Origin of the sequence: Idiomarina baltica OS145 (assembly GCF_000152885.1) — a bacterium.
In the GTDB taxonomy this organism is placed as follows: domain Bacteria; phylum Pseudomonadota; class Gammaproteobacteria; order Enterobacterales; family Alteromonadaceae; genus Idiomarina; species Idiomarina baltica.
This window is the reverse complement of sequence record NZ_CH672404.1, coordinates 203,260-225,920: the sequence shown is the minus strand read 5'-3', so window position 1 is coordinate 225,920 and position 22,661 is coordinate 203,260. Positions and strand designations below refer to the sequence as shown.

The following is a 22,661-nucleotide window of genomic DNA, read 5'->3' as shown; positions in this document are numbered from 1 at the left end:
TTCGTACCTTTAACTTTTATCGATTCAACACACTGGTTATAGAGATACGCCGGAAAACGACATAAAGCCCAAACCAATCAGACCCACTGACATAAACGTTGCACCGAGACCACGTAGGCCATCAGGCACATCGGCGTATTTCAGTTTCTCACGCACTGCGGCCAAAGCAACAATTGCAAGTGCCCAGCCCACGCCACTTCCGATGCCGTAAACAACCGATTCACCGAAGTTATAATCACGCTCTACCATGAACGATACGCCACCAAAGATGGCACAGTTCACGGTGATCAGCGGCAAGAAAATACCGAGCGCGTTGTAAAGTGCAGGCACAAATTTGTCCAACGCCATTTCAAGAATCTGAACAATCGCTGCAATAACACCGATAAAGGTCAAGAAACGCAAGAAGCTTAGGTCTGCATCAGGAAATCCTGCCCAGCCCAACGCGCCAGGTGCAAGAATGTTGTGATAGATGAGATTGTTAGCAGGTACCGAAATACCCAATACAACAATAACCGCTACACCCAGACCAAAAGCCGTTTTAACTTTCTTAGATACCGCCAAAAAGGTACACATACCTAAGAAGAATGACAGTGCCAAGTTCTCAATGAATACGGCACGAATAAACAGGTTAATATACTGTTCCATTGTGCTTACTCCTTAGGTTCGACTTGTTCAGTGCGGAAGGTACGCAGTACCCAGATAAATCCGCCAATGATAAAGAACGCGCTCGGTGGCATTAACAACAAGCCCACAGGCTCATACCAACCGCCTTCTGAAACCAAAGGTAAGATCTGCACATCAAACAGGCTACCTGAACCAAATAGTTCACGCACAAAACCAACGACGAGCAATACTAATGAATAGCCTAAGCCATTGCCGATACCATCTAAGAACGACATGCCTGGACTGCTTTTCATTGCATACGCTTCGGCGCGACCCATAACGATACAGTTGGTAATAATCAAGCCAACAAATACCGAAAGCTCGCGCGAGATTTCGTATGCGTAAGCACGCAGCACTTGGTCAACCACGATAACCAAACTCGCGATGATGGTCATCTGAACGATGATACGTACGCTCGAAGGGATGTGGTTTCGGATAATCGAGATAAAAAAGTTTGAAAACGCAACAACTGCGGTCAAAGCAATACACATAACCAGTGTATTGCTCATTTTTGATGTGACCGCCAATGCTGAACAGATACCTAAGATCTGTAACGCAATTGGGTTGTTTGCAAATATCGGTCCAAAGAGTACGGACTTCACTTCTTTTGCATTAGCCATTGGTCAGCTCTCCTTTGCGCAATTTGTCGAGTAACGGACCGTAGGCGTCGTCGCCCATCCAAAATTGAATCAGTGCGTCTACACCGTTACTGGTTAACGTTGCACCCGACAGCGCGTCGACTTCGTGTTCGCCTGAAGCGCCGCCCTTCACCAAGTCGAATTGGACTTGACCGTCATCGCCATAGAGCTCTTTACCTTGCCAAGTTTTAACCCAAGCAGGGTTGGTGATTTCACCACCGAGACCAGGTGTTTCCGAGTGCTCATAAAATTTAACGCCTTTAACTGTATTAAAGTCGTCTTCAAGCGCGATTAAGCCGTACATAGTACCCCAAAGACCTTGGCCACGGATATGTAACACGGCACCATTAGTGCCACCGTTGCCGTCTTTGATAAGGTAAACTTCGGTCATATTTTCGCGCGTACCCAAGCCAGCAGGGTCATCTGATTTTGGTAGTTTAGTGCTACGCTCAGGGTCGCCCGCCGCTTTACGGTTATCAAAGTCTGATGGGTTAACATCCTGCATGACTTGATAGTCTTTTAGACTCACAACCAGTGGTTGAATGCGCTCTTTATAAACAGCTGGCACATCCATACCTTTTTCTAGAATACCGGCTGCATCAAGGATGTTTTCCTGCATAGCTAGCGCAGCGTTGCGCTCTTGCATTGGTTTAAGACCAATCGCCGCACCTGATACAACGATAGAACAAACCAAACACAGCGCCAGCACTACACCGACCGTTTTGCCTAAACTTTCATTCTTCTTAGACATTACGTGCTAACCTCCGTTTAATGTTGGCTTGTGCTACGAAGTAGTCAAACAATGGTGCAAAGACGTTCGAGAACAAGATTGCCAGCATGATGCCTTCAGGGAACGCCGGGTTGACGACACGAATCATCACGGTCATGAAACCAATCAAGAAACCGTAGGCAAACTTACCTTTGTTCGTAAATGACGCTGAAACCGGATCGGTTGCCATAAACATCATACCAAAGGCAAAACCACCCAGTACTAAGTGCCAGTACCACTGCATTGCAAACATTGGGTTGGTATCGCTACCAATCAGGTTAAGCAGGCTTGAGAATACGACCATACCGAGGAACACGCCTGAGACGATGCGCCAAGAGGCGATACGGAAATAAATCAGTGCAAGACCACCAATCAAAATCATCAGAGTTGAGACTTCGCCCACTGAACCTTGGATGTTACCTAAGAAAGCGTCCCACCAAAGAGCGGTGTTGCTGTAGTCGATTTGACCCATCGCAGCTTTACCTAGGTTAGTGGCACCAGAGAAGCCATCAACAGCTGTCCAGATAGAGTCGCCCGACATACTTGCTGGATAAGCAAAGTACAAGAATGCACGACCTGTTAACGCAGGGTTCAAGAAGTTACGGCCCGTACCGCCGAAGATTTCCTTACCAATGACAACACCAAAGGTGATACCCAGTGCAACTTGCCAAAGTGGCGTGGTCGCAGGCAGGATCAACGAGAACAGTACCGAGGTGACGAAGAAGCCTTCGTTTACTTCGTGCTTACGCACAGAAGCAAATAGTACTTCCCAGAAGCCACCAACAATAAAGGTAACAGCATAGATAGGTAGGTACCAGCACGCGCCGTACCACATCTTAGTGCCCCAGCCAGCATCGCCGCCAAAGTCGCCACCCAACAAGTGGAATAAGCCCACCTGCCATGCGTCACCTAATTGATAACCTTCAGCCAACGCCATCGCGGCTTGGTTACCCACGTTATACATACCCCAGAACATCGCTGGGAATGTCATCATCCATACCAAGATCATGATGCGTTTTAAGTCGATACGATCACGAATGTGAGTCGTCGACTTAGTCACCGTACCTGGTGTATAAAGAATAGTGGCTACCGCTTCGTAAAGCGCGTACCACTTCTCGTATTTGCCGCCTTTTTCAAATTGCGGCTCAATACGCTCGAGTGTATCTTTCAAGCTCATGGTTAGCCTTCTTTCTCAATCTTAGTGAGACAGTCTCGCAACACTGGTCCGTATTCATACTTTCCAGGGCATACGTAGGTACACAATGCCAGATCTTCCTCATCCAGCTCCAAGCAGCCAAGTTGCTGACCTTCATCAGTATCGCCTGATAATAAGTCACGCAATAATAGCGTTGGTACGATATCCAGCGGCATCACGCGTTCGTAGTTACCAATCGGTACCATTGAGCGCGCAGACCCATTCAATGAAGTGGTCATGCTGAATAGCTTCTTCGGATTGAAGTGGCCCGCATAAGCACGCGTGACCGAGTGTAAATCTGAACCAGGGCGGATCCAGCCGAACAATTCTTTATGATTGCCCTCTGGAATAACGCTCACCTGATTGTGGAAACGACCCAACCAACGATGCGCATCATCTGCTGTGTGACCGTTCAATACAGAACCAGATATAACGCGGTTGTTGTCACCGGCAAGCTCACCGTCTGTTAGCTCAACGATATCAGCACCTAAACGGGTACGTAACAAGCGAGGTTCTTTAACACCTTCACCCGCTAACGCAACGAAGCGCTCGGTGAAAATTTCACCCGTTGTAAATAGCTTACCGTAGGCAATCACGTCTTGATAACCAATATGCCAAGCGGGACGCTTCAAGCTAACTGGATTCAAGAAATGCATATGAGTACCCACCAATCCGGCTGGGTGTGGACCACTGAACGACTCTAACTGTGCGTTAGTGTCGCCGATATCCACTTCTGCATCGGCAGCTTTAACCACAAACAATTTGCCTTCAGTCAGGTTTGAAAGCACTTTCAAACCATCGATGAATGCTTGTTTATGCTCATTAATATAAACAGTCGGATCGCCACACAATGGATTCGTGTCCATTGCATTGATGAAGATTGCGGTAGCTTCAGCGTCTAAAGCAGGTGCTTTGCTGAATGGGCGCGTTCTCAATGCTGGCCATTGACCCGATTCGACTAGAATCTCTTGCACTTTTTCGCGACCCAAACCATCAAGCTTGGCACTGTCAAACGACTCAAAGGTCACTTGCTCATCGCCATCAAGCTCAACTACAACTGCCTGCAGCACACGGCGAGCACCACGAAGGATGTCTTTCACCTTACCTGCGCCAGGGGCAGTGTATTTCACGCCTGGATTCTTTTTATCTTCGAAAATCACCTGACCTTTTTTTACACGATCGTCCACTTTCACGTGCATGGTCGGGCGCATACCGACATACTCTTCACCCAAGGTAGCGACCGTCGTCACGGCCTTACCGTCGGATAGTTGCTGCTGGGGAGCACCCTTAATTGGGATATCCAGCCCTTTTTTGATCGTAATCATATGCGTTTGCACTACTCGTTAGGGAAGATTCATCACAACCAGCTATAATAACTGGAAACCTGAGAAATCAATAAGTTACTGATAAGGGCTCACTTCTAGTAAAACCGATATCAGTGACTAGAAAACGTAATCCACACTTATCGTCTGGATTTTAACACTTTTTACACTCCGCTTACCAGTTTACTTTGGGATTTACATCTGCGTCGTAATCAACGTTGTCAAAACCAAAGCCAAACAAGCGCAAGAAGTCTTGGTGATAGCCCGCATAGTCAGCCAGCTCATGGAAGTTGTCTTGTGTCACCTGATCCCACAAGGCTTCCACTTTGGCTTGGGTCTTTTCGTTGGTTTCGTAACCATTCATATACAGTCGCCCCGCCTCATCTAAGGTTGGGTTGTCCTGATACAAGCCTTCGGTGAACAAACGATAAATCTGCTCAATACAGCCTTCATGAGTCCCCTCTTCTTTCATTACGCGATAAATAAGCGAAATATAAAGGGGCATCACAGGGATAGCGGAACTTGCTTGCGTCACTAACGCTTTTAAAGAAGACACATAGGCAGACAGGTCTATATCACTGTATTGCTCACGAAGCGCTGCTGCGGCACGGTCTAAATCTTCTTTAGCTCGACCAATAGTGGCATGACCATAAATCGGCCACGTTAATTTCTTGCCAATATAGGTATAAGCGGTGGTTTGACAACCCTCGGCGAGTACACCGGCATCATGCAATTGTTTAATCCAACGTTCCCAGTCCTCGCCACCCATGACTTTAACGGTGTTGGCGATTTCTTCGTCGTTAGCCGGCTCGAGCGAAATATCATGCACCTCATCTTTGTCGGTATGATAAGTCTTGGTGGTATAAGCCTGTCCTACGGGTTTCAGTGTCGAACTGTACACCTCACCTGATTCTGGGTCTTTACGTTTTGGCGACGCCAAACTGTAAACAACCAGGTCAATTTTGCCCATGTTTTGCTTGATGTAATCGATTGTTTCTTGCTTGATTTCATCAGAAAACGCGTCGCCATTAATACTGTGGTATTGCAGGCCGGCGTTTTCAGCCTCTTGATGAAACGCCGCCGTGTTATACCAACCCGCAGTACCCGTACGCTTTTCGGTAGGCTCCTTCTCAAAACACACACCTAACGTATGTGCACCGCTACCAAAAGCGGCGGTGATTCGTGATGCCAACCCATATCCTGTTGAACAACCCACGACCAAAACATTTTTCGGGCCGCCAGCAACTGAGCCTTGTTGCTTAACAAACTCCACTTGACGATGAACGTTTTCTGCACAGCCTACCGGGTGTGCGTTGGTGCAAATAAATCCACGAATTTTTGGTTTAATGATCATAGTGATTCCCTAATTTAAATTTTTCGCTATTGTACGGGTTCTGCTATCAAGAACATATCTTACCTGCTTAAACTGAACCGCCTCCGCCCATACAATGAGGAGAATCAGGTGCTTGCCCCTGCGCTTGCCACTCTTTCTCGGTGTACGTATGCAACGCCAAAGCATGTATCTGCCCAAGTACCTCCGCCAACACGCGATTCACTGAACGATGACGCTGAATCAGTCGCTTACCCTCAAATTCATCGCTTACGATAGTCACTTTAAAGTGTGACTGTGCATCAGCACCCGCTGCATGCATGTAACTCTCATCTTTAACATCTAATAACTTGGGTCGAAATGCACTTTTAAGCGCATTCTCAATCATTGGCTTAATTTGACTCATTAGTACGTCGCTCCTTCGTCAACTGCACTTAAGCACACGCGTTCGGATCCGGCTAAGGTTGCAACAGCAGGGAACACCTGCTCTGCCACCGCCCCCGCGGATTTCGATGCAGGCATCGCTAAACGATAGCGAGAGGCACTCACCGAACCATCAATTTGATACAGAATAAAGGGTTGCTCACCCATGACTTCATTCAGTGCGTTTAACCCTTCTTGTCGGTAAGGCGGAAAAGCACTGATATCGCCCGTTAAACGCCAACCATTAAGTTCTGACTCGCTTGCCAATAACGCCTCATTGGTGCGATCGCGGCAGAAGCTTACCTCAATCACGGCACGACTTAAACGCCATTCAGCATTGGGTAACTGTTTTAAATCGAGTTGCGCAATTGGATTATTTTGCGCGATTGTGCGTGAAGAGGATGGACTACAGGCCGTTAGCACGACCGTGTTCATAGCTAAAATGAGAACCCCTAATCGAATCAATGCTGGATGCACAGATACACTCCTATCAGATATGTCTAACAGGAGTATAGCAACTACGCCTATATACTTCAGCCGTATTCCATTGATGCCGATATCAATGGTTACTGGTTATTAATGGCTTGCTCGATTTCGTCCAAACTGGCTAACCATGCTCGATCAAGTGCACGCACTAAGCCATCGTAGCCGTCGCTCGAGAGCGGAATTCTTTGTTCAAAGTGACCACTCAAAACATCGTTCGACTCAGCACGGTAATGCCAATAGCCAGCCACCACGGCTTCCCCCTGATTATTACCGTAAAATTGCATGAGCGATAGTTGCAGCGTCTGCCCACATTGCTCCGTTAATCGCCGCTGCAAACTATTCTGTAACTGCGAATCCAAGCCACCTAACCAACGATTATTCTTAGCTTCCACCATCAGTAAATCTGATTTTTGAACCATCACACCATCTTGTCCAATGCCAGCGTCAATACGCACACGACGCGATTGAGCATCGCAATAGCCGTTGCTTGACTGATTTAAATGAGGCAGTCGATAGTGTTTTACCTGATCGGCAGGTACCGCACTGCAAGCGCAGACAAGCAGCACCGTGCTGACGGCAATGCATAGCACATTAATCTTTTGCTTTAGGCTCTGGATCATTTTCTGTTTCCGTATTAAACAATAATGCATTGGGCTTACGTCGAAGCGTTTCGACTAATGGCTGGAGGTCTCGTGACATACGCTCGAGATTTTGCAGCGTTCGCTCTAACTGATCTCGGTTTGTTGAGCCGGCATCAAAATCAGCGAGGATACTGTTAAGCCGCTCAACGGACTGCGCTAAAGATTGCGGTAGCGCTTCCCAACCAGGTTGCGCAACAATCTTTTTCAATTGCCCGGTGAGCACTTTTATTTCTTCAGCGGTTTCATCCGTGGATGCCATCGCTTCAGTAAACTGATTAACACTTTGATTCAGAGGTAAGCTATTTAAGGTATCCAAAATCGAATTGAGCTTCTCTTCGAGCCTACTAAAGTTGCTTACTATCGTCGGCATCACAGGGTAACCCGCGAAGGTGTCTTGCTTTATCGCTTCCTCATCGGGATAGAAGCGCAAGTCCACGTACAACGTATTGGTCAAAATATTCGAGGCGCGAATCGAAGCGCGCAGACCTTGTTCGAAAAAGTGCTGCAAATGTTGTCGCCATTGCTCTAATTCCGTTGAAGCGACCAAGCCCTCTAGACGATCAGGCTCATAGCGTATCAATACGGGAATCAAACGTAAGGGTTGACCGGAGTTCTCATCCGGTTGCCAACGAAAAGGTACTTCGACCACAGTTCCCACGCGAATGCCCTTGAACATGACCGGCGAGCCGACCGCCAAACCATCGACAGACTCATCCAACAACAACACGTAATCAATACCCCGTGAGTATCCTTGTTGTTCGGCTTCTTCCTCGCTCGCAAACAGATCAAAAACAGCCATCGCTTGCAACGGTTTTCCTAACGGCTGACCATTAGGTACGCCAAAACTGATGCCGGCCCCCAATAACGACTCTATCGATCCCACGGAGACATCCACGCCATCCGGCTTCCAACGGAACGAAACGCCGCGCTGTAGCCAAAAACGGGTATTTTCGGTTAGCAGCTCATCGTAAGGGGACTTAATGAGCACATGGTAGGTCGTTGCTCGCGCCTCGACCGAGAAGTCAACTTGTTCAACAATACCGACGGTAACACCACGATATTGAACGCTATCTCCCACCACAATATTAGCGGCACTATCACTCTCTAATACAATACGTTTACCGTCCGTATCCGCATCCGTTACTGGCGGTTGCTCAAGCGCGGTAAACTGATTGCGCGACTGCGACGACTCGCCCGGTTCGAGCTGAACATAAGCGCCCGACAGCAAGGTGTTAAGGCCAGAGATGCCACGCCGCCCGATACGCGGTTTGACCACCCAGAACTGGGAGTCCTCGACTAACATGTCCGCTGTGCCGGCGTTCATTTCAATATGTAATTCAGCGGCCTCAAAATTGTCCGATAATGTGATCTGAGTGACCTGACCGACATCAACATTACGCACTCGCACCGCTGTTTTTCCTGCTTGCAGGCCTTCTGCGTCCTTTATCTGGACAGTAATTTCCGGCCCGCTCTGATCACGCTCTTGCCACACCATCCAGCCGGCAATAAACGCAGCCAGAATCGGTACTAGCCAAATCGGTGAAGCAAGTTTGCGTGTCCAATGTGTCATTCAGTTGATTTCCTTACCCAAAATTGTCGGGTATCAAAGCTCATCGCAGCCAGCATGGTGAGTATGACTGTACTGGCGAAAGCGATTGCGGCATGTCCCGGGTAAACCGACATCAAGGCGCCGTTTCTTACTAAAGCAACAAGTACTGCGACAACAAAGATATCGATCATCGACCAACGCCCGATCCAGTCGGTTATACGGTACAACCATAGCGCGCTTTTAGGGCGCTTTGAAGTATCCTGTCGTGCCAAGATAGCGAGTGTCGCCAAAATAAGGATTTTAGCGATTGGAATGACCAGGCTCGCGACAAATACAATAATCGCAATCGGTATATCGCCGCTTTGCCACAACGATAATACGCCTCCTACGATGGTTTGAGGTTGTGTCGAACCCAGCGCCACGGTCTCCATAATGGGCAACACCTGAGCAGGAATAAGCATTAATGCTGCCGCAAGCAACAACGCGAACGTCAGCGAGGTGCGCCGAAATTGAACAGTCCAAAGGGGTTCGTTACAACGCCAGCATGTCGTCTGATGCGCTGGGTTCGCCGCATAACAGACCGGACATCCCACCACCTGATGTTGTCGCGCACTTTCACCGACGATGGCACGGTAATTAACCGCCCGTTCATCCGCAGGCCATAATGGATGACGCTTCATACGATCAACCACCATCATCAACAACGTCACGAAGCCAGCGAACGCAATCACGCCAAAACCAAAGTCGATCGTGGCATAGCCCGCTAATTTTATAAAACTGATCAGCGCACCAATCAAAAACACATCGGCCATCATCCAAACGCGAATGTACTTAACCGCTCGCACCAGCCAGCGTCCCATTTTATAGTGAGTTCGATTATGCCAAATAAGGATGACGCCAGAAGCAAGCAAAAAAAGCGCCGGTAGAATCACCACCGAAAGAAGCACCACAATCGCTAACCACTGTTCATGAAAGGCAGATAACGTCAAGCTACTGTCAAGGAGCGTGATTTGCTGACCTTGACCGGAAACACGGTAACCAACAAAGGTCATTTCTGTCGCGGGGATGAGTAAAATAAGTGCAGCGATGATCAGCGCAAGCGTGTGTTGAGCACTCAGCGGGTGACCACCAAGAAGGTGGCCACAACGCTTACAACGAATGGATGTGCGGCCACTAACCCAATTGATCTGATCGCAATCGGGACAAACTCGCACATCCTCGGCGTTACTCGCCTCCCTCATCCGTATTTTTCTCCGGTGTGATCATTGCAATAACAACCCAACCCGGTGCTGGTTTAAGCTCGCGCTCAGTCGTAAAGATATGGATCTTTTTCTGATCATCCAACGCAAACATCGGTACCGCACGTGCACCATACTGTTGTTGATACTCTTCAAAACCAAAGTTTTCAGTAATCGGCGTTGACTTAACTTTGGCACCTTGGAAGTGCAAACTCGCCAATTTAGAGTAAGTAATGCTATCGCCAAACAAATTGAGCGTATTTTTATAGTTTTCGGATAACTGATGGCTAGCTCTGAAATCCGACTCGCCACTATTCAAGCCGTGGACTTTTGAACTGCCAAACCAGTCCTGGTAATAAACAGAAACCAGCGGGTTGAGCTGCTTATACGGTGACATCACCAATAAGCGGCCAATACCAGTTAAGTCGATATTATTCGAAGCATGTTCCGAAGCGGGATTACCAAAGTAAACAGGTAAGTTATCCATCCGCGCAAGACGGATATTCTCCCAGTTGGTATCAGCCAACCGGACTGGGATTTCATGTTCTTTCAGAACCGATGCCACCGCACGTGCCATCTGGTTGGCACCAAAAATCAAGAATCCACGCGCCGGAGGTTCAATTAATCCAAGCAGTCGCGCTAGCGGTTTAGCGGTTAAGCTTTGTAACACCACCGTTGTCATGATGACTAAGAACACCAAGGGCACGATAGCCGATGCATCCGTCCATCCCGACTGTTCCATCTTCAACGCAAACAAAGCCGATACCGCTGCGGCAACAATACCTCTGGGAGCAATCCACGACAGTAGCAACTTATCCTTAAAGCGCAACTCGGTGCCGATAGCTGACAGCCATACGCTTAATGGACGCACAAGGAACATAATGACAGCGAGTAAAATAATAGACGGCACACCCAAGGCATCAAAATCAGCAAAATCCAATCGCGCAGCGAGTAGAATAAACAATGCCGATATCAACAGCACAGAGAGGGTTTCTTTGAACTCCAAAATCTCATCAAGATTAAGATTTTTGGTATTCGCCATCGCCATCCCCATAACGGTGACGGTGAGTAGACCGGATTCATGTTGAATGGCATTCGACAATGCAAAAACACCCAAAACGATGGTCAGGGTCGCGACATTCTGTAAGTAATGCGGGAACCAACCTCGACCTAGCGCGAGGCCTAGCAGCTTAGCCGCCGCCCAACCAAAGAAGAAACCGATCCCGATAGTTTTCGCAAAAGCCTGCAACGCGTGTAGCATTGCGACATCTTGGCTGGCGATAATAAATTCATAGACCAATACTGCGAGTAAGGCGCCCAGTGGGTCAATAATAATGCCTTCCCAGCGCAAAATATTGGCTAACTTATTAATCGGTCGAATTGAGCGGATCATTGGCTGTATCACCGTCGGTCCGGTTACCACCACCAATGCGCCAAACAGCGATGCAATCTCCCAACGCCAATCCATAATAAAGTGCGTCGCGACACTGATGGTTATCCAAGTAACCACCATCCCAATGCTGACGAGGTTGGTCACCATACGACCATGACCACGAATTTCATCAAACTTAAGCGTTAGACTGCCTTCAAAAAGAATAACCGCAACAGCTAAGGAAACCACAGGGAATAACAAATGATCGAATAACTGATCGGGCTGTAGCCAACCTAACGTAGGTCCCACTAAGAGGCCACACACCAGCAGCGGCAAAATCGCCGGCAGTTTAATGCGCCAGGCTAACCATTGGCAACAAATCGATAGCACACCGATAAGCGCTAACATGGATAAGTCAGACATAGGGTCTCCAGTAAAGTATGAGCATCTGCTCTATTATTTTATTTGACATTGACACCCACTCAAATGAGAATGGCTATCATTAAATTTTAATTTTGATACACTTAAGTATGTAATCTACGCGAATTATTAGTAAGAGGTTTGAATATGGCAATAAAAATTACTCCCCTCAAGCTTGCAATGGCTGCCATTATCAGTGCCAGCACATTAGCAGGTTCTTTTGCGCAAGCGGCTGAAGTTAATATTTATTCATCGCGGAAGCAAGCATTGATCAAGCCTCTGCTCGATAAGTTTACTGAGCAAACAGGTATTGAGGTCAACTTGCTCACGGGCAACTCAGATGCCTTATTGTCGCGGTTAAAGGCTGAAGGCGAAAACACACCCGCAGACTTATTTTTAACCGTTGACGCCGGCGCGCTGCATCGTGCCGTTACCGCCGACGTGTTTCAAGCGATCGATTCTGAGTTCGCCCATAAAACTGTGCCAGCGCATTTTCGCGACAGCGATGACCAATGGGTGGGTTTGAGCCTGCGTGCTCGCCCAATTTTTTATTCACCTGACCGTGTCGATCCAAGCCAACTCGAAAATTACATGAGTCTAGCCGACGACCAATGGCAAGACCGTATTTGTATTCGCTCGTCGAATAACATCTATAACCAGTCATTAGTCGCGGCATTGCTCGACCACTACGGCGAACAAAAAATCATGGGTTGGGCTAAGGATTTAGTCGACAATTTCGCCCGTACGCCGGTCGGCGGCGATCGTGACCAAATTAAAGGCGTCGCATACGGCGTGTGTGATATCGCCGTAGCGAACACTTACTATTTTGGTCATATGCTGAATTCCGACCAAGCTGAAGAACGCGAAGCGGCCGAAAAAGTTAAGATTTTCTGGCCGGCGCAAAACGGCAATGGCACCCACGTGAATGTGTCGGGTATTGGCATCACTAAACATGCGAAACATGTCGATGAAGCCACACAATTAATCGAATTTCTACTCTCAGAAGCCTCACAAAAATGGTATGCTGAAGCCAATTATGAGTACCCTGTACGTGAAGGCGTTGAGTGGAGTGAGACCCTCAAGCAATGGGGTGACTTCAAACAAGACGATATTTCGATGGATATTTTAGGTGAGAATAACGCAGAAGCCGTCCGTTTAATGAACTCGGCAGGCTGGCGTTAATTCCTCACTAGGTGTTAAGGAGCAGCTATGACCCGCGGCCCGCTCGTGCTGTTCGGCGTTGCGGCACTGGTAGGGCTACCACTTATTGTGGTGGCCTTATCTTTGTTAAATCCTAATTGGGATATATTAAATCACCTTTGGCAAACGGTGATACCCGAGTACATTTCTCATTCACTGATACTATTGGTATCGGTGGGGTTTGGCGTGACTATCCTCGGCGTCAGCACCGCATGGTGCGTAAGCCAATACGATTTCCCAGGTTGGCGCTGGGTAAGTTGGGGGCTACTACTTCCTTTAGCCATGCCCGCCTATATCTCCGCTTATACTTATACTGGCCTACTCGATTACGCCGGTCCCGTGCAGCAAGCATTACGCGATACCTTCGACCTAAGCATTGGTGAGTATTGGTTTCCCAGTATTCGGAGCATCGAAGGCGCTATATTCGTATTAAGCTTAGTGCTTTACCCTTACGTTTATCTAATTACTCGTGCGGCCTTCATGCAGCAATCAACCGCTGCTTTTGAGAGCGCCCGTACACTGGGTGCCGGTCCCGTCCGCAGTTTCTTCCGTATTGCATTGCCATTAGCAAGACCCGCCATCGCAACGGGCGTTACGCTTGCTTTAATGGAGACACTCGCCGACTACGGCACCATGGAATACTTCGGTGTTACGGTATTTACTACGGGTATTTTCCGCACGTGGTACGGTATGGGTGATGCTCAGGGTGCGTTGCAGTTAGCGTCGATTCTCCTGCTGTTTGTGATTGTACTTATCCTAATTGAGCGTTATTCAAGGCGACAGGCCAAGTTTTATCAGCGCCGCAGCCAAAATAATAACTTTAGAAAGCCGTTACGTGGCAAAGCGGCGTGGCTTGCGTCGGCGGTGTGTTGGCTTCCTATTGTGCTCGGCTTCGCCATTCCCGCAAGTCAGTTACTGATGTGGTCGATTGAACGTGCTGATATTTGGACCCGGGCGTCCTTCTGGACACTGACACTCAATACGCTTTGGTTAGGTTTATTGGCCGCGACTATAACTGTAGCGTTAGCGCTCTGGCTCGCCTATGGTCGCCGTCGCCATCCCACCCGAGCAATCCGCACAGCAATAACCACCGCCGGGCTCGGCTATGCGATTCCAGGCATCGTCATTGCCGTTGGCATCTTGATTCCACTCGCGTGGCTTGATCACCGCATTATCGATTTCAGTAAATCGCTATTCGGCGTGAACCCGGGTCTATTATTAAGCGGCACCGTTGTTGCTTTAGTATTTGCTTATACGGTGCGCTTTTTGTCTATTTCCTTGCAGACAATAAGCTCGGGGCTGGAGCAAATCACACCTCAAATGGATGACAGCGCACGCACGTTGGGCGCGAGTTCACGTCGCATCATGACCCGGATACATTTGCCGTTACTTAAAAGCTCAATTCTAGCCGCACTGATATTGGTGTTGGTGGATGTAATGAAAGAACTACCCGCGACCTTGGTGTTGCGACCCTTTAATTTTAATACCTTAGCGGTCAAAGCCTTCGAAATGGCATCGGATGAACGACTTGCGGATGCGGGACCTCCTGCACTGATGATTGTCCTGGTGGGCTTAATTCCAGTATTGATGTTGTCACGTGCGTTACGCACTCAAACGATTAAAACGGGAGACTAAATGAAGCCGATAGTAGAACTTGATTCAGTGTCCATTGAGTTAGGTAAAGAGCGTATTGTTGAGCAACTCTCGTTCTCACTGAATGAGGGCGATATCGGCTGCTTATTGGGACCGAGCGGTTGTGGTAAAACAACACTGCTACGCACCATTGCCGGTTTTTCTGAGGTCACCAGTGGTTCCATACGTCTCTATGGTGAGGAAGTCGCTTCAACGAAAGTGCAAATGCCCACTGAGCAACGTCAAATCGGCATGATGTTCCAAGACTTTGCTTTATTTCCACATTTAACAGTGGCAGAAAACATCGCCTTTGGCATCAATCACTGGTCTAAAACTGAGCAAAGAGACCGCATTCAGCAATTATTACAAAGGGTCGACCTCGCCGGCTACCAAAGCCGTTACCCACACGAACTATCCGGTGGGCAACAACAACGAATTGCGCTTGCCCGAGCATTGGCACCCAAGCCAAAACTCATGCTGTTAGACGAACCTTTTTCGAGTCTTGATGCAGAACTGCGCGAACTGTTAGCTCAAGATGTGCGTAACTTATTAAAAGAAGAAGGTATTACCGCACTGTTAGTCACCCATGATCAGCAAGAAGCCTTTGCTATGGCGGATAAAGCGGGCGTCATGTATGCCGGTCAGTTATTGCAGTGGAATACCCCCTACGAGCTTTACCATCAACCCGAGCATGAACTGGTCGCCGACTTTATTGGTCGCGGGGTGTTACTGAATGGCCAGATTAAATCGCATCAACTGCACAGTGCTTTGGGCGTTATCGACCATGAGGTTCTCTGTGATCAAGACGATCACGACGTTACGTTCCTCGTGCGCCCAGACGATGTGCTGATTGTCTCAACCGATCAACCCCACCGCCTGCAGGCTAAAGTTGTTGGGCGTGGCTTTCGCGGATCGCATTACCTGTATACGCTTGCCTTAGACAACCATGAACATGTACTCGCAGTCGGTCCTTCACACCAACCCTTGCCATCGGGTCAAATGGTAGGGATAAATGTTGACTTCGACCATTTAGTGGTGTTTGATTCCAATATATGTCAATTACCTGACTAAGCGCTCAACAATCAATCACTTATGTGATTTGGGCGCTTATTATTGGAGCGCTTTATGAACTTTTTAATCGATGCTTGGGATTTTAACCAGCACCCTGCGCAAGCAATCACCAACGACGACACTGTTAAGTCTCGCCCCGGTTGTTGGTTTCACTTTCAGCGTGACGTGGAAGGTATCAATGAATGGCTGAAAGCCGCTGATATTCCCGAGCCTATTATTGACGCCATGCTTGAAGAAGATACGCGTCCACGCTTTCAGCGACTCAAAGACGGCTTTGTTCTGTTATTGCGAGGCGTAAACCTCAATGAAGGGGCTCAACCTGAAGATATGATGAGCTTACGCATCCTCTATTATAAAGAGACCGTGTACACGTTTCGCAAGCATCATTTCAAAGCGGTAGCTCATATACGCGATGATCTGCAAAACCAACAAGGACCTGAAAGCTTAAATGACTTTTTGGTGCACCTTGTCGAGCAGTTAAACCAAAAGATCGAAGATGTCATTGACGATATTGAGCTCAACGTCGAGCAAATGGAAGCAGAAGGCTTTGACAATACGGCTGAACAGCAAAAGAAACTAGCCGTAATGCACCGGCGCTTACTACGCTTAAACCGCTTTATTCGTCCGCAATTAGCCGCGCTTGATAAGTTTACCAGTGAGAGCGAGAAATGGATTGATGCGGAGTTGCACCAATGGCTACTGAACGAGCGCGATACCACCCAGCGGTTATTGGAGCAAATCGACCTGATGCTTGAACAAGTGTGGATGCAGCGCGAGCAAATACAACAAGCGGTCGCCGAAAAGATGAACCGAAATACCTACTGGCTGTCAGTCATTGCAGGCGTATTTTTGCCATTGAGCTTTTTAACTGGGGTGTTTGGTATCAACATTGGTGGCATGCCAGGCGTCGAGAATACCAGTGCCTTTGAGATTTTTTGCTGGATTCTACTGGGGATCGCCGTGGTCGAGTTTTTATTGTTAAGACGTCTGCGGTTTTGGTAAACCCTGCCAGAGCAAGCAACACAAAAAACGCGGCTAACTCTGCCGCGTTTTCTATGATTGAAAGAGGTTAATTTTACTTCATGCCTTGCAAATAAAGCGCCTCACCCAAGCGATCCATCAGGTTCAATTGGATACGCAGCCAATAGGCGTGGTCTTCTTCCGTATCACGTAAAATGCCCACCAACATATCACGTGTGACATAGTCATCCACTTGCTCGCAATAGTCGATCACTTCACGCAGGGTTTTAGCGTTGTTGTATTCCAGCTGTAGGTCATTTTCTAACATTTCACGCACGTCCGAGCCGATATTGTGAGGCTCGCGGTTGGACATATTAGGTTTACCTTCCAAAAATAGAATACGACGAATCAATAGGTCAGCATGACCCCGCTCATCATCAATCTCATGATTGATACGTTCATACAGTTTCATCAAACCCATATCTTCATACTGGCGCGAATGGGATGTGTATTGGTCAATAGAGGTCAGTTCGAAAGCGAGTAAACGGTTTAACTGCTCGACGACTTTGTTCTCGGCTTTCATTCTAGTCCTCCTCTTTTAACATCGACTGAAGGTATACTTCTGTACCTAGGCGCGACATTAAATCGATTTGTGTTTCTAACCAGTCTAAATGCTCTTCTTGCTTATCAAGAATCTTATTCAGCGCATCTCGACTGACGTAATCTTGGTGGCTTTCACAAACTTTGACGGCGTCGCGAATAGCATTAATGTCGTTGAACTGAACCTTATGGTCCATTTCTAACATCTCGCGTGGATCTTCACCGATATAAAGCTTGCCAAGCTCTTGTAAGTTCGGCATGCCCTCTAAAAACAGCAACCGTTCAATGAGCACGTCAGCGTGCTTCATTTCTTCGATAGACGCTTTATAAACAACATTGTTGAGGGATTCAAAACCCCAGTCTCGAAACATGCGCGCATGTAAGAAGTACTGGTTAATAGCGGTCAATTTGAGCGTCAGCACCTTATTAAGCTGCTGAATGACTTTTGCGTCACCTTTCATGCGGGATGTGCTCCTTAAGCTGGTTCTAAAATTAGAAACTCAGTTAAGTGTAGCACACCGTAGTAGGAATTTTAGTGCCTGGCAGCACATGATCGTTACGTTTTTCTAAAGCCTCATTCAAGACTTCCTTAGCGCATTGCTTACAGCAACCACACTGCGAAGCCACACCGTACTGCTGACGGAGCTCTCGCATACTAGACACCTCGCCAGTAGCAACTGACTTAGCAATGGTTTTATCCGAAACGCCTTTGCATAAACAAACGTACACTGAACATCACCTCGTAATTAACTATTAATGAGTGTAATGCTAATGCGAACGATTTTCAACAATAATGGATAAAAAAGCCGCGACTCGCGCGGCTCATGTCTATCGTCAGTCTATTTAACTGGTTAACGCGGGTGTGAACCCCGTGCTTATCAGATAAACCGTGTAAGCAACGTAAAGGACTAAGAACGTCACACCATGTACACGGTTAATTCGACCTAAACGATTAACCCGCAAAGAAAACAGCAACAACAATAGTGTGAGACCGGCCATTGCGACCCAATCACGCGAAAGCACCAACGGTTCTAAATCAATCGGATGAATCGCACCTGCAATACCCACGACCGCAAGGGTATTGAACATGTTCGAACCAATCACGTTACCCAACGCCAAATCATGCTCGTTTTTGCGCGTCGCAGCAATGGCAGAGGCGAGTTCTGGCAGCGATGTACCAATAGCGACCACAGTCAAGCCAATCACCAAGTCACTCACACCAAGCGCGGTAGCAATGTTTACAGCCCCCCAAACCAGTGCTCTGGAGCTCACAACCAATAACACTAAACCAATAATCAACCAGATAACCGCAGGCTTCATCGACATCGGATTAGCGTCGACTTCCTGAGTAAACTCAGCGGCCAAGCTATCGTCGCTGCTGTTTTTACCTAACCAGATTGACCAACCCATGTAGGTCGCAAATATCGCTAAAAGGATCCAGGCTTCAATCGTGGTTATTTGGTAGTCCCACAGGAACGCAGCCGTAAGTAAAGTAATCGCAATCAGCACGGGTAACTCACGTTTAATCACCCCCGACTGCACTGCAATCGGTGCCAACACGGCCGTGACACCCAACACCAGCGCAATGTTCGTGATATTTGAGCCAAATGCATTACCCAGCGCGAGCGCAGGGTTACCTTGTGATGATGCCAACGCCGAGACCACCATCTCTGGCGCTGAAGTACCGAAGCCAATGATCACCATGCCGATAACAAGCGGCGCCATACCTAAGTTTTTGGCAACTGCGGCAGCACCTTCGACAAAGCGATCAGCACTCCAGACTAAGACAATTAAACCCAAAACAACTGCGACAATAGAAAGTGTCATTCAATACCCGTTAAATTGACTTACAAAGGCTCTATTCTAACGGTATTTCAACTGACTTTCCTAGCGTCATTTTGCTGCTTTACTACGGTTTGAATCATCTCAACACTATCCGGGTCGTCTATGGTCGAAGGAACCGCCACGGTGTCGCCCTGTAATACTTGTCGAATCAACCGGCGCAGAATTTTCCCTGAGCGCGTTTTGGGCAACTTAGGCACAACGTAGAGCGTTTTTAAGCATGCAATCGCACCGATCGTCTCGCGAATTTGAGCAATGAGTTCCGCCTGCAATTCCTCTGTTGAGATCTGCGCATCATTTTTTAAAATCACCAGCCCCACCGGTAACTCGCCCTTGAGTTCATCGGGTTGACCGACAACCGCACACTCGGCAACGGCTGGATGTTGCGCCAGGACTTCTTCCATTTCGCCGGTCGATAAGCGGTGACCTGCGACATTAATCACGTCATCAGTACGGCCCATAATGAATACATAGCCGTCGTCGTCCATGTACCCCCCGTCGCCACTGCAGTAATAACCCGGAAACGCCTTCAGGTAGCTATCCTGTAAACGTTGCTCATCGCCCCACACCGTCGGTAAACAGCCCGGCGGCAGTGGCAGACGCAAGCACACGGAACCCTCTTCATTAGCGCCTAATGGCTGACCTTGTGGATCGAGTATGGCAAATTCATAACCCGGCACAGGCAAACTTGAAGAGCCCGGTTTGACAGGGGTTGCGCCCACTCCCACCGGGTTAGCGCACATCGGCCAACCACTTTCAGTCTGCCACCAGTGGTCATACACCGGACGATCGGCCAGACGCTCAGTCCACTCGAGCGTAGCGGGGTCGAGCCGCTCACCGGCCATGTAAATGCGCTTTAACGCGCTAATATCGTATTTGGCTAAATGCTCACCATGAGGGTCTTCCTTTTTAATGGCACGAAACGCCGTAGGTGCCGAAAACACAGCCGATGCTTGGTAGTCTTGGATAATTCGCCAAAACGCTCCCGCGTCGGGTGTATTAATCGGCTTTCCCTCATAGAGTATAGAGCTGCAACCGAACAACAACGGACCATATACAATATATGAATGGCCGACTACCCAGCCCACGTCTGAGGCAGTGAATAGGGTCTCTCCGGGATGCATACCGTAAACATAATTCATGGAGAAGTTCAGTGCCACAGCATAGCCACCATGGTCGCGTACCACCCCTTTCGGACGTCCCGTGGTTCCCGACGTGTACAGAATATACAGTGGATGAGTGGCATTCACCGGCACCGCATCAATCGCAGGTGCGTCTTTTATCGCGCTTGTCCAGTCAATATCGCGAGGTGACTGCATCGACGCGTGGCTTTGTGAGCGTTGATACACAATCACATGTTGTGGCGGGTGTTCAGCTTCTTGCAGTGCTTTATCGACAATGGGTTTATAGTCGAGCACACGCTGCCCCTCAATACCGCATGAGGCGGTAATCAGCAATGCAGGTTCCGCATCATCAATACGGATTGCAAGTTCGTGTGCCGCAAAACCACCAAACACAACGGAGTGAATCGCGCCTAGTCGCGCACAAGCCAGCATCGCAATGGCTGCCTGTGGGATCATCGGCATGTAAATAACCACGCGGTCGCCTTTACTCACACCCGCCGCTTGGATCATACCCGCGCAGCGCGCCACTTCGTCCCGCAACTGGTTAAATGTCCACTGCTGTTTGGTTTGCGTAACGGGAGAGTCGTAGTACAGGGCAACTTGTTCGCCTCGCCCCGCTTCTATCTGTGCATCCAGTGCTTGATAGCTAATATTGCACTCGCCATCGGGGAACCAATCGGCTAAGCCATTGGTTTTTAAATTAGCCGCCTGTTGGGGCGCTTTAAACCAATGTAAACGATGCGCCTGCTCAAGCCAGAATCCCTCTGGATCTTGCTGAGCATCAGAATAAAGTTGGTGATAGGCCTGCATATACATACTCCGCAACCAAATAGATTTGGTTTAAGCATATGCAAGCCAATAAAAATTAAACATTCGACTTAGGTCGAAGTGCGCCACGCATCTTGCGCCACATCAAACATCGCCCCACCGTACGTCGCGCATTCTGCGCGACAACAACCATCGCGACATCGAACACCCCACCGCCGTACGTCGCGCATCTTGCGCGACATCATTCATCGCGACATCGGCCCCCACCACCGTAGGTCGCGCATCCTGCGCGACAACAGATACCGCCCTTGCGCCAAAGGCGCAAGCTACGCCATATCCGACCCGCCGTAGGTCGCGCATTTTGCGCGACAACAACCATCGCGACATCGGACACCCCACCACCGTAGGTCGCGCATTTTGCGCGACAACAACCATCGCGACATCGGACATCCCACCACCGTACGTCGCGCATCCTGCGCGACATCAACCACCGCGACATTGGCCCCCACCACCGTAGGTCGCGCATTTTGCGCGACAACAGCCACCGCCCTTGCGCCAAAGGCGCAAGCTACGCGACATTGAACACCCCACCCCACGTAGGTCGCGCATCCTGCGCGACATCAACCATTGCATCTTGCGCCCAAGGCGCAAGCTACCGTAACATGGCGGCAGATATCCGCTTAAAAGATGCACATAAATGACCAACATTGAATTGAATAATGTCAGCCTAAAACTCGGTGATAACTTAATTTTAGATTCCGTTACGCTCGCGCTGCCTGAAGGGCAGTATCAACTAACAGGTAAAAACGGAGCAGGAAAGTCTACCTTTTTACAGCTTCTCAGCGGGTTAATCATGCCCAGCTCGGGCTCGTTGAACGTTGACGATCGACCTGACCTCGTGGCCGATAGTATTCAAATCCCCGACAACATGACCATAACTACAGTGTTTTCGCTATACGACAAGTATCGACGTTGCGACATAACGCAACGCAATCAATTGATTGAAGCTTTCCAGTTCTCAGATTATTTAACGGCAACAGTAGGCAAGCTTTCGCAAGGAAATCAGCAAAAGCTCAAATTGATACTGGCGCTCTCAGGCAACGGACACTGGCTATTACTTGACGAGCCGTTTAACGGCCTAGATTCGACGAGTGCCGCCACTTTGAATCAAATGTTAGCGGAAATACATCGCCCTTCTATCGTCATTGATCATAGCGAGCAGCTCACCAACTTGCGCCCAAGGCGCAAGTTACATATCGATAACAAATCCATTGTATTGGTGTAGGTCGCGCATTTTGCGCGACAACACCCACCGCCCTTGCGCCAAAGGCGCAAGCTACGCGGGCATAAAAAAACCGCCGTAAAGGCGGTTTTTTTGGATATGGCGGAGAGAGAGGGATTCGAACCCTCGATACGTG

The 22,661-nt window shown here is 48.6% G+C and carries 23 protein-coding genes; 5 read left to right on the top strand and 18 right to left on the bottom strand.

The features are described 5' to 3' along the window. Positions 1-36: 36 nt before the first annotated feature. The 12 genes from nqrE to OS145_RS04695 form a co-directional block, all read right to left on the bottom strand. Positions 37-645: an NADH:ubiquinone reductase (Na(+)-transporting) subunit E gene (nqrE, locus tag OS145_RS04750; RefSeq protein WP_006955081.1), complete on the bottom strand. Its 609-nt coding sequence runs from the start codon at positions 643-645 to the stop codon at positions 37-39. A gap of 5 nt (positions 646-650) precedes the next feature. Continuing rightward, positions 651-1,283, bottom strand: a complete 633-nt coding sequence (locus OS145_RS04745; RefSeq protein WP_006955080.1) for an NADH:ubiquinone reductase (Na(+)-transporting) subunit D — start codon at positions 1,281-1,283, stop codon at positions 651-653. Further along, positions 1,276-2,052 carry a Na(+)-translocating NADH-quinone reductase subunit C gene (locus OS145_RS04740; RefSeq protein ID WP_006955079.1) on the bottom strand — a complete coding sequence of 259 codons (777 nt, stop codon included), beginning with the start codon at positions 2,050-2,052 and terminating at the stop codon, positions 1,276-1,278. Before OS145_RS04740 ends, OS145_RS04745 begins: the two co-directional genes overlap by 8 nt. Next, positions 2,045-3,247, bottom strand: a complete 1,203-nt coding sequence (locus tag OS145_RS04735; protein WP_006955078.1) for an NADH:ubiquinone reductase (Na(+)-transporting) subunit B — start codon at positions 3,245-3,247, stop codon at positions 2,045-2,047. Before OS145_RS04735 ends, OS145_RS04740 begins: the two co-directional genes overlap by 8 nt. Positions 3,248-3,249: 2 nt before the next feature. Continuing rightward, positions 3,250-4,590 carry a Na(+)-translocating NADH-quinone reductase subunit A gene (locus tag OS145_RS04730; RefSeq protein WP_006955077.1) on the bottom strand — a complete coding sequence of 447 codons (1,341 nt, stop codon included), beginning with the start codon at positions 4,588-4,590 and terminating at the stop codon, positions 3,250-3,252. Positions 4,591-4,762: 172 nt separating this feature from the next. Next, complete coding sequence (gene fabV, locus OS145_RS04725) at positions 4,763-5,941, bottom strand: enoyl-ACP reductase FabV (protein WP_006955076.1); 1,179 nt, start codon at positions 5,939-5,941, stop codon at positions 4,763-4,765. A gap of 67 nt (positions 5,942-6,008) precedes the next feature. Beyond that, positions 6,009-6,323 carry a BolA family protein gene (locus OS145_RS04720; RefSeq protein ID WP_006955075.1) on the bottom strand — a complete coding sequence of 105 codons (315 nt, stop codon included), beginning with the start codon at positions 6,321-6,323 and terminating at the stop codon, positions 6,009-6,011. Continuing rightward, entirely contained in the window at positions 6,323-6,817 is a 495-nt protein-coding gene (locus OS145_RS04715) for a hypothetical protein (RefSeq protein WP_006955074.1), read from the bottom strand. The genes OS145_RS04720 and OS145_RS04715 overlap by 1 nt, the downstream gene beginning before the upstream one ends. Before the next feature lie 89 nt (positions 6,818-6,906). Continuing rightward, positions 6,907-7,446, bottom strand: coding sequence for a PqiC family protein (locus tag OS145_RS04710; RefSeq protein WP_006955073.1), 540 nt, complete (start codon positions 7,444-7,446; stop codon positions 6,907-6,909). Continuing rightward, positions 7,418-9,037, bottom strand: a complete 1,620-nt coding sequence (pqiB, locus tag OS145_RS04705) for an intermembrane transport protein PqiB (protein WP_006955072.1) — start codon at positions 9,035-9,037, stop codon at positions 7,418-7,420. The genes OS145_RS04710 and pqiB overlap by 29 nt, the downstream gene beginning before the upstream one ends. Beyond that, complete coding sequence (locus OS145_RS04700) at positions 9,034-10,257, bottom strand: PqiA/YebS family transporter subunit (RefSeq protein WP_006955071.1); 1,224 nt, start codon at positions 10,255-10,257, stop codon at positions 9,034-9,036. The genes pqiB and OS145_RS04700 overlap by 4 nt, the downstream gene beginning before the upstream one ends. Beyond that, the gene (locus OS145_RS04695; RefSeq protein ID WP_006955070.1) at positions 10,241-12,049 is read right to left on the bottom strand and encodes a cation:proton antiporter; all 1,809 of its coding nucleotides are present in this window, start codon (positions 12,047-12,049) and stop codon (positions 10,241-10,243) included. Before OS145_RS04695 ends, OS145_RS04700 begins: the two co-directional genes overlap by 17 nt. A gap of 144 nt (positions 12,050-12,193) precedes the next feature. On the opposite strand from OS145_RS04695, the gene OS145_RS04690 reads away from it, so the two are divergent. Genes OS145_RS04690 through OS145_RS04675 form a run of 4 tightly spaced genes read left to right on the top strand, consistent with a single transcriptional unit; the run spans position 12,194 to position 16,951 of the window. After that, positions 12,194-13,228, top strand: coding sequence for a Fe(3+) ABC transporter substrate-binding protein (locus OS145_RS04690; protein WP_006955069.1), 1,035 nt, complete (start codon positions 12,194-12,196; stop codon positions 13,226-13,228). Between the two features lie 27 nt (positions 13,229-13,255). Beyond that, positions 13,256-14,881, top strand: a complete 1,626-nt coding sequence (locus OS145_RS04685; protein WP_006955068.1) for an ABC transporter permease — start codon at positions 13,256-13,258, stop codon at positions 14,879-14,881. Further along, on the top strand, positions 14,882-15,949 hold the full coding sequence (locus OS145_RS04680; protein WP_006955067.1) for an ABC transporter ATP-binding protein: 1,068 nt from the start codon (positions 14,882-14,884) through the stop codon (positions 15,947-15,949). Between the two features lie 54 nt (positions 15,950-16,003). Beyond that, a complete protein-coding gene (locus tag OS145_RS04675) occupies positions 16,004-16,951 on the top strand; it encodes a zinc transporter ZntB (protein WP_006955066.1) in 948 nt (315 codons plus the stop codon). A 73-nt stretch (positions 16,952-17,024) separates the two neighbouring features. Here OS145_RS04675 and bfr (OS145_RS04670) read toward each other — a convergent pair whose 3' ends face one another. The 6 genes from bfr (OS145_RS04670) to OS145_RS13500 all read right to left on the bottom strand — a co-directional run bounded on the left by bfr (OS145_RS04670) (position 17,025) and on the right by OS145_RS13500 (position 21,630). Next, positions 17,025-17,492 carry a bacterioferritin gene (gene bfr / locus OS145_RS04670; protein ID WP_006955065.1) on the bottom strand — a complete coding sequence of 156 codons (468 nt, stop codon included), beginning with the start codon at positions 17,490-17,492 and terminating at the stop codon, positions 17,025-17,027. 1 nt (position 17,493) lies between these two features. After that, the gene (gene bfr, locus OS145_RS04665; protein WP_006955064.1) at positions 17,494-17,970 is read right to left on the bottom strand and encodes a bacterioferritin; all 477 of its coding nucleotides are present in this window, start codon (positions 17,968-17,970) and stop codon (positions 17,494-17,496) included. Positions 17,971-18,013: 43 nt separating this feature from the next. Beyond that, positions 18,014-18,238, bottom strand: coding sequence for a (2Fe-2S)-binding protein (locus tag OS145_RS13145; protein ID WP_083773232.1), 225 nt, complete (start codon positions 18,236-18,238; stop codon positions 18,014-18,016). A gap of 114 nt (positions 18,239-18,352) precedes the next feature. Then, complete coding sequence (locus OS145_RS04660; protein ID WP_006955062.1) at positions 18,353-19,336, bottom strand: calcium/sodium antiporter; 984 nt, start codon at positions 19,334-19,336, stop codon at positions 18,353-18,355. 47 nt (positions 19,337-19,383) lie between these two features. Then, positions 19,384-21,285, bottom strand: a complete 1,902-nt coding sequence (locus tag OS145_RS04655) for an acetate--CoA ligase (protein ID WP_006955061.1) — start codon at positions 21,283-21,285, stop codon at positions 19,384-19,386. A 102-nt stretch (positions 21,286-21,387) separates the two neighbouring features. Then, positions 21,388-21,630, bottom strand: a complete 243-nt coding sequence (locus tag OS145_RS13500) for a hypothetical protein (protein ID WP_131382142.1) — start codon at positions 21,628-21,630, stop codon at positions 21,388-21,390. A 310-nt stretch (positions 21,631-21,940) separates the two neighbouring features. Between OS145_RS13500 and OS145_RS04645 the strand changes: the two genes are divergently transcribed. Then, on the top strand, positions 21,941-22,528 hold the full coding sequence (locus OS145_RS04645) for an ABC transporter ATP-binding protein (RefSeq protein WP_006955059.1): 588 nt from the start codon (positions 21,941-21,943) through the stop codon (positions 22,526-22,528). The last annotated feature ends 133 nt before the right edge of the window (positions 22,529-22,661 follow it).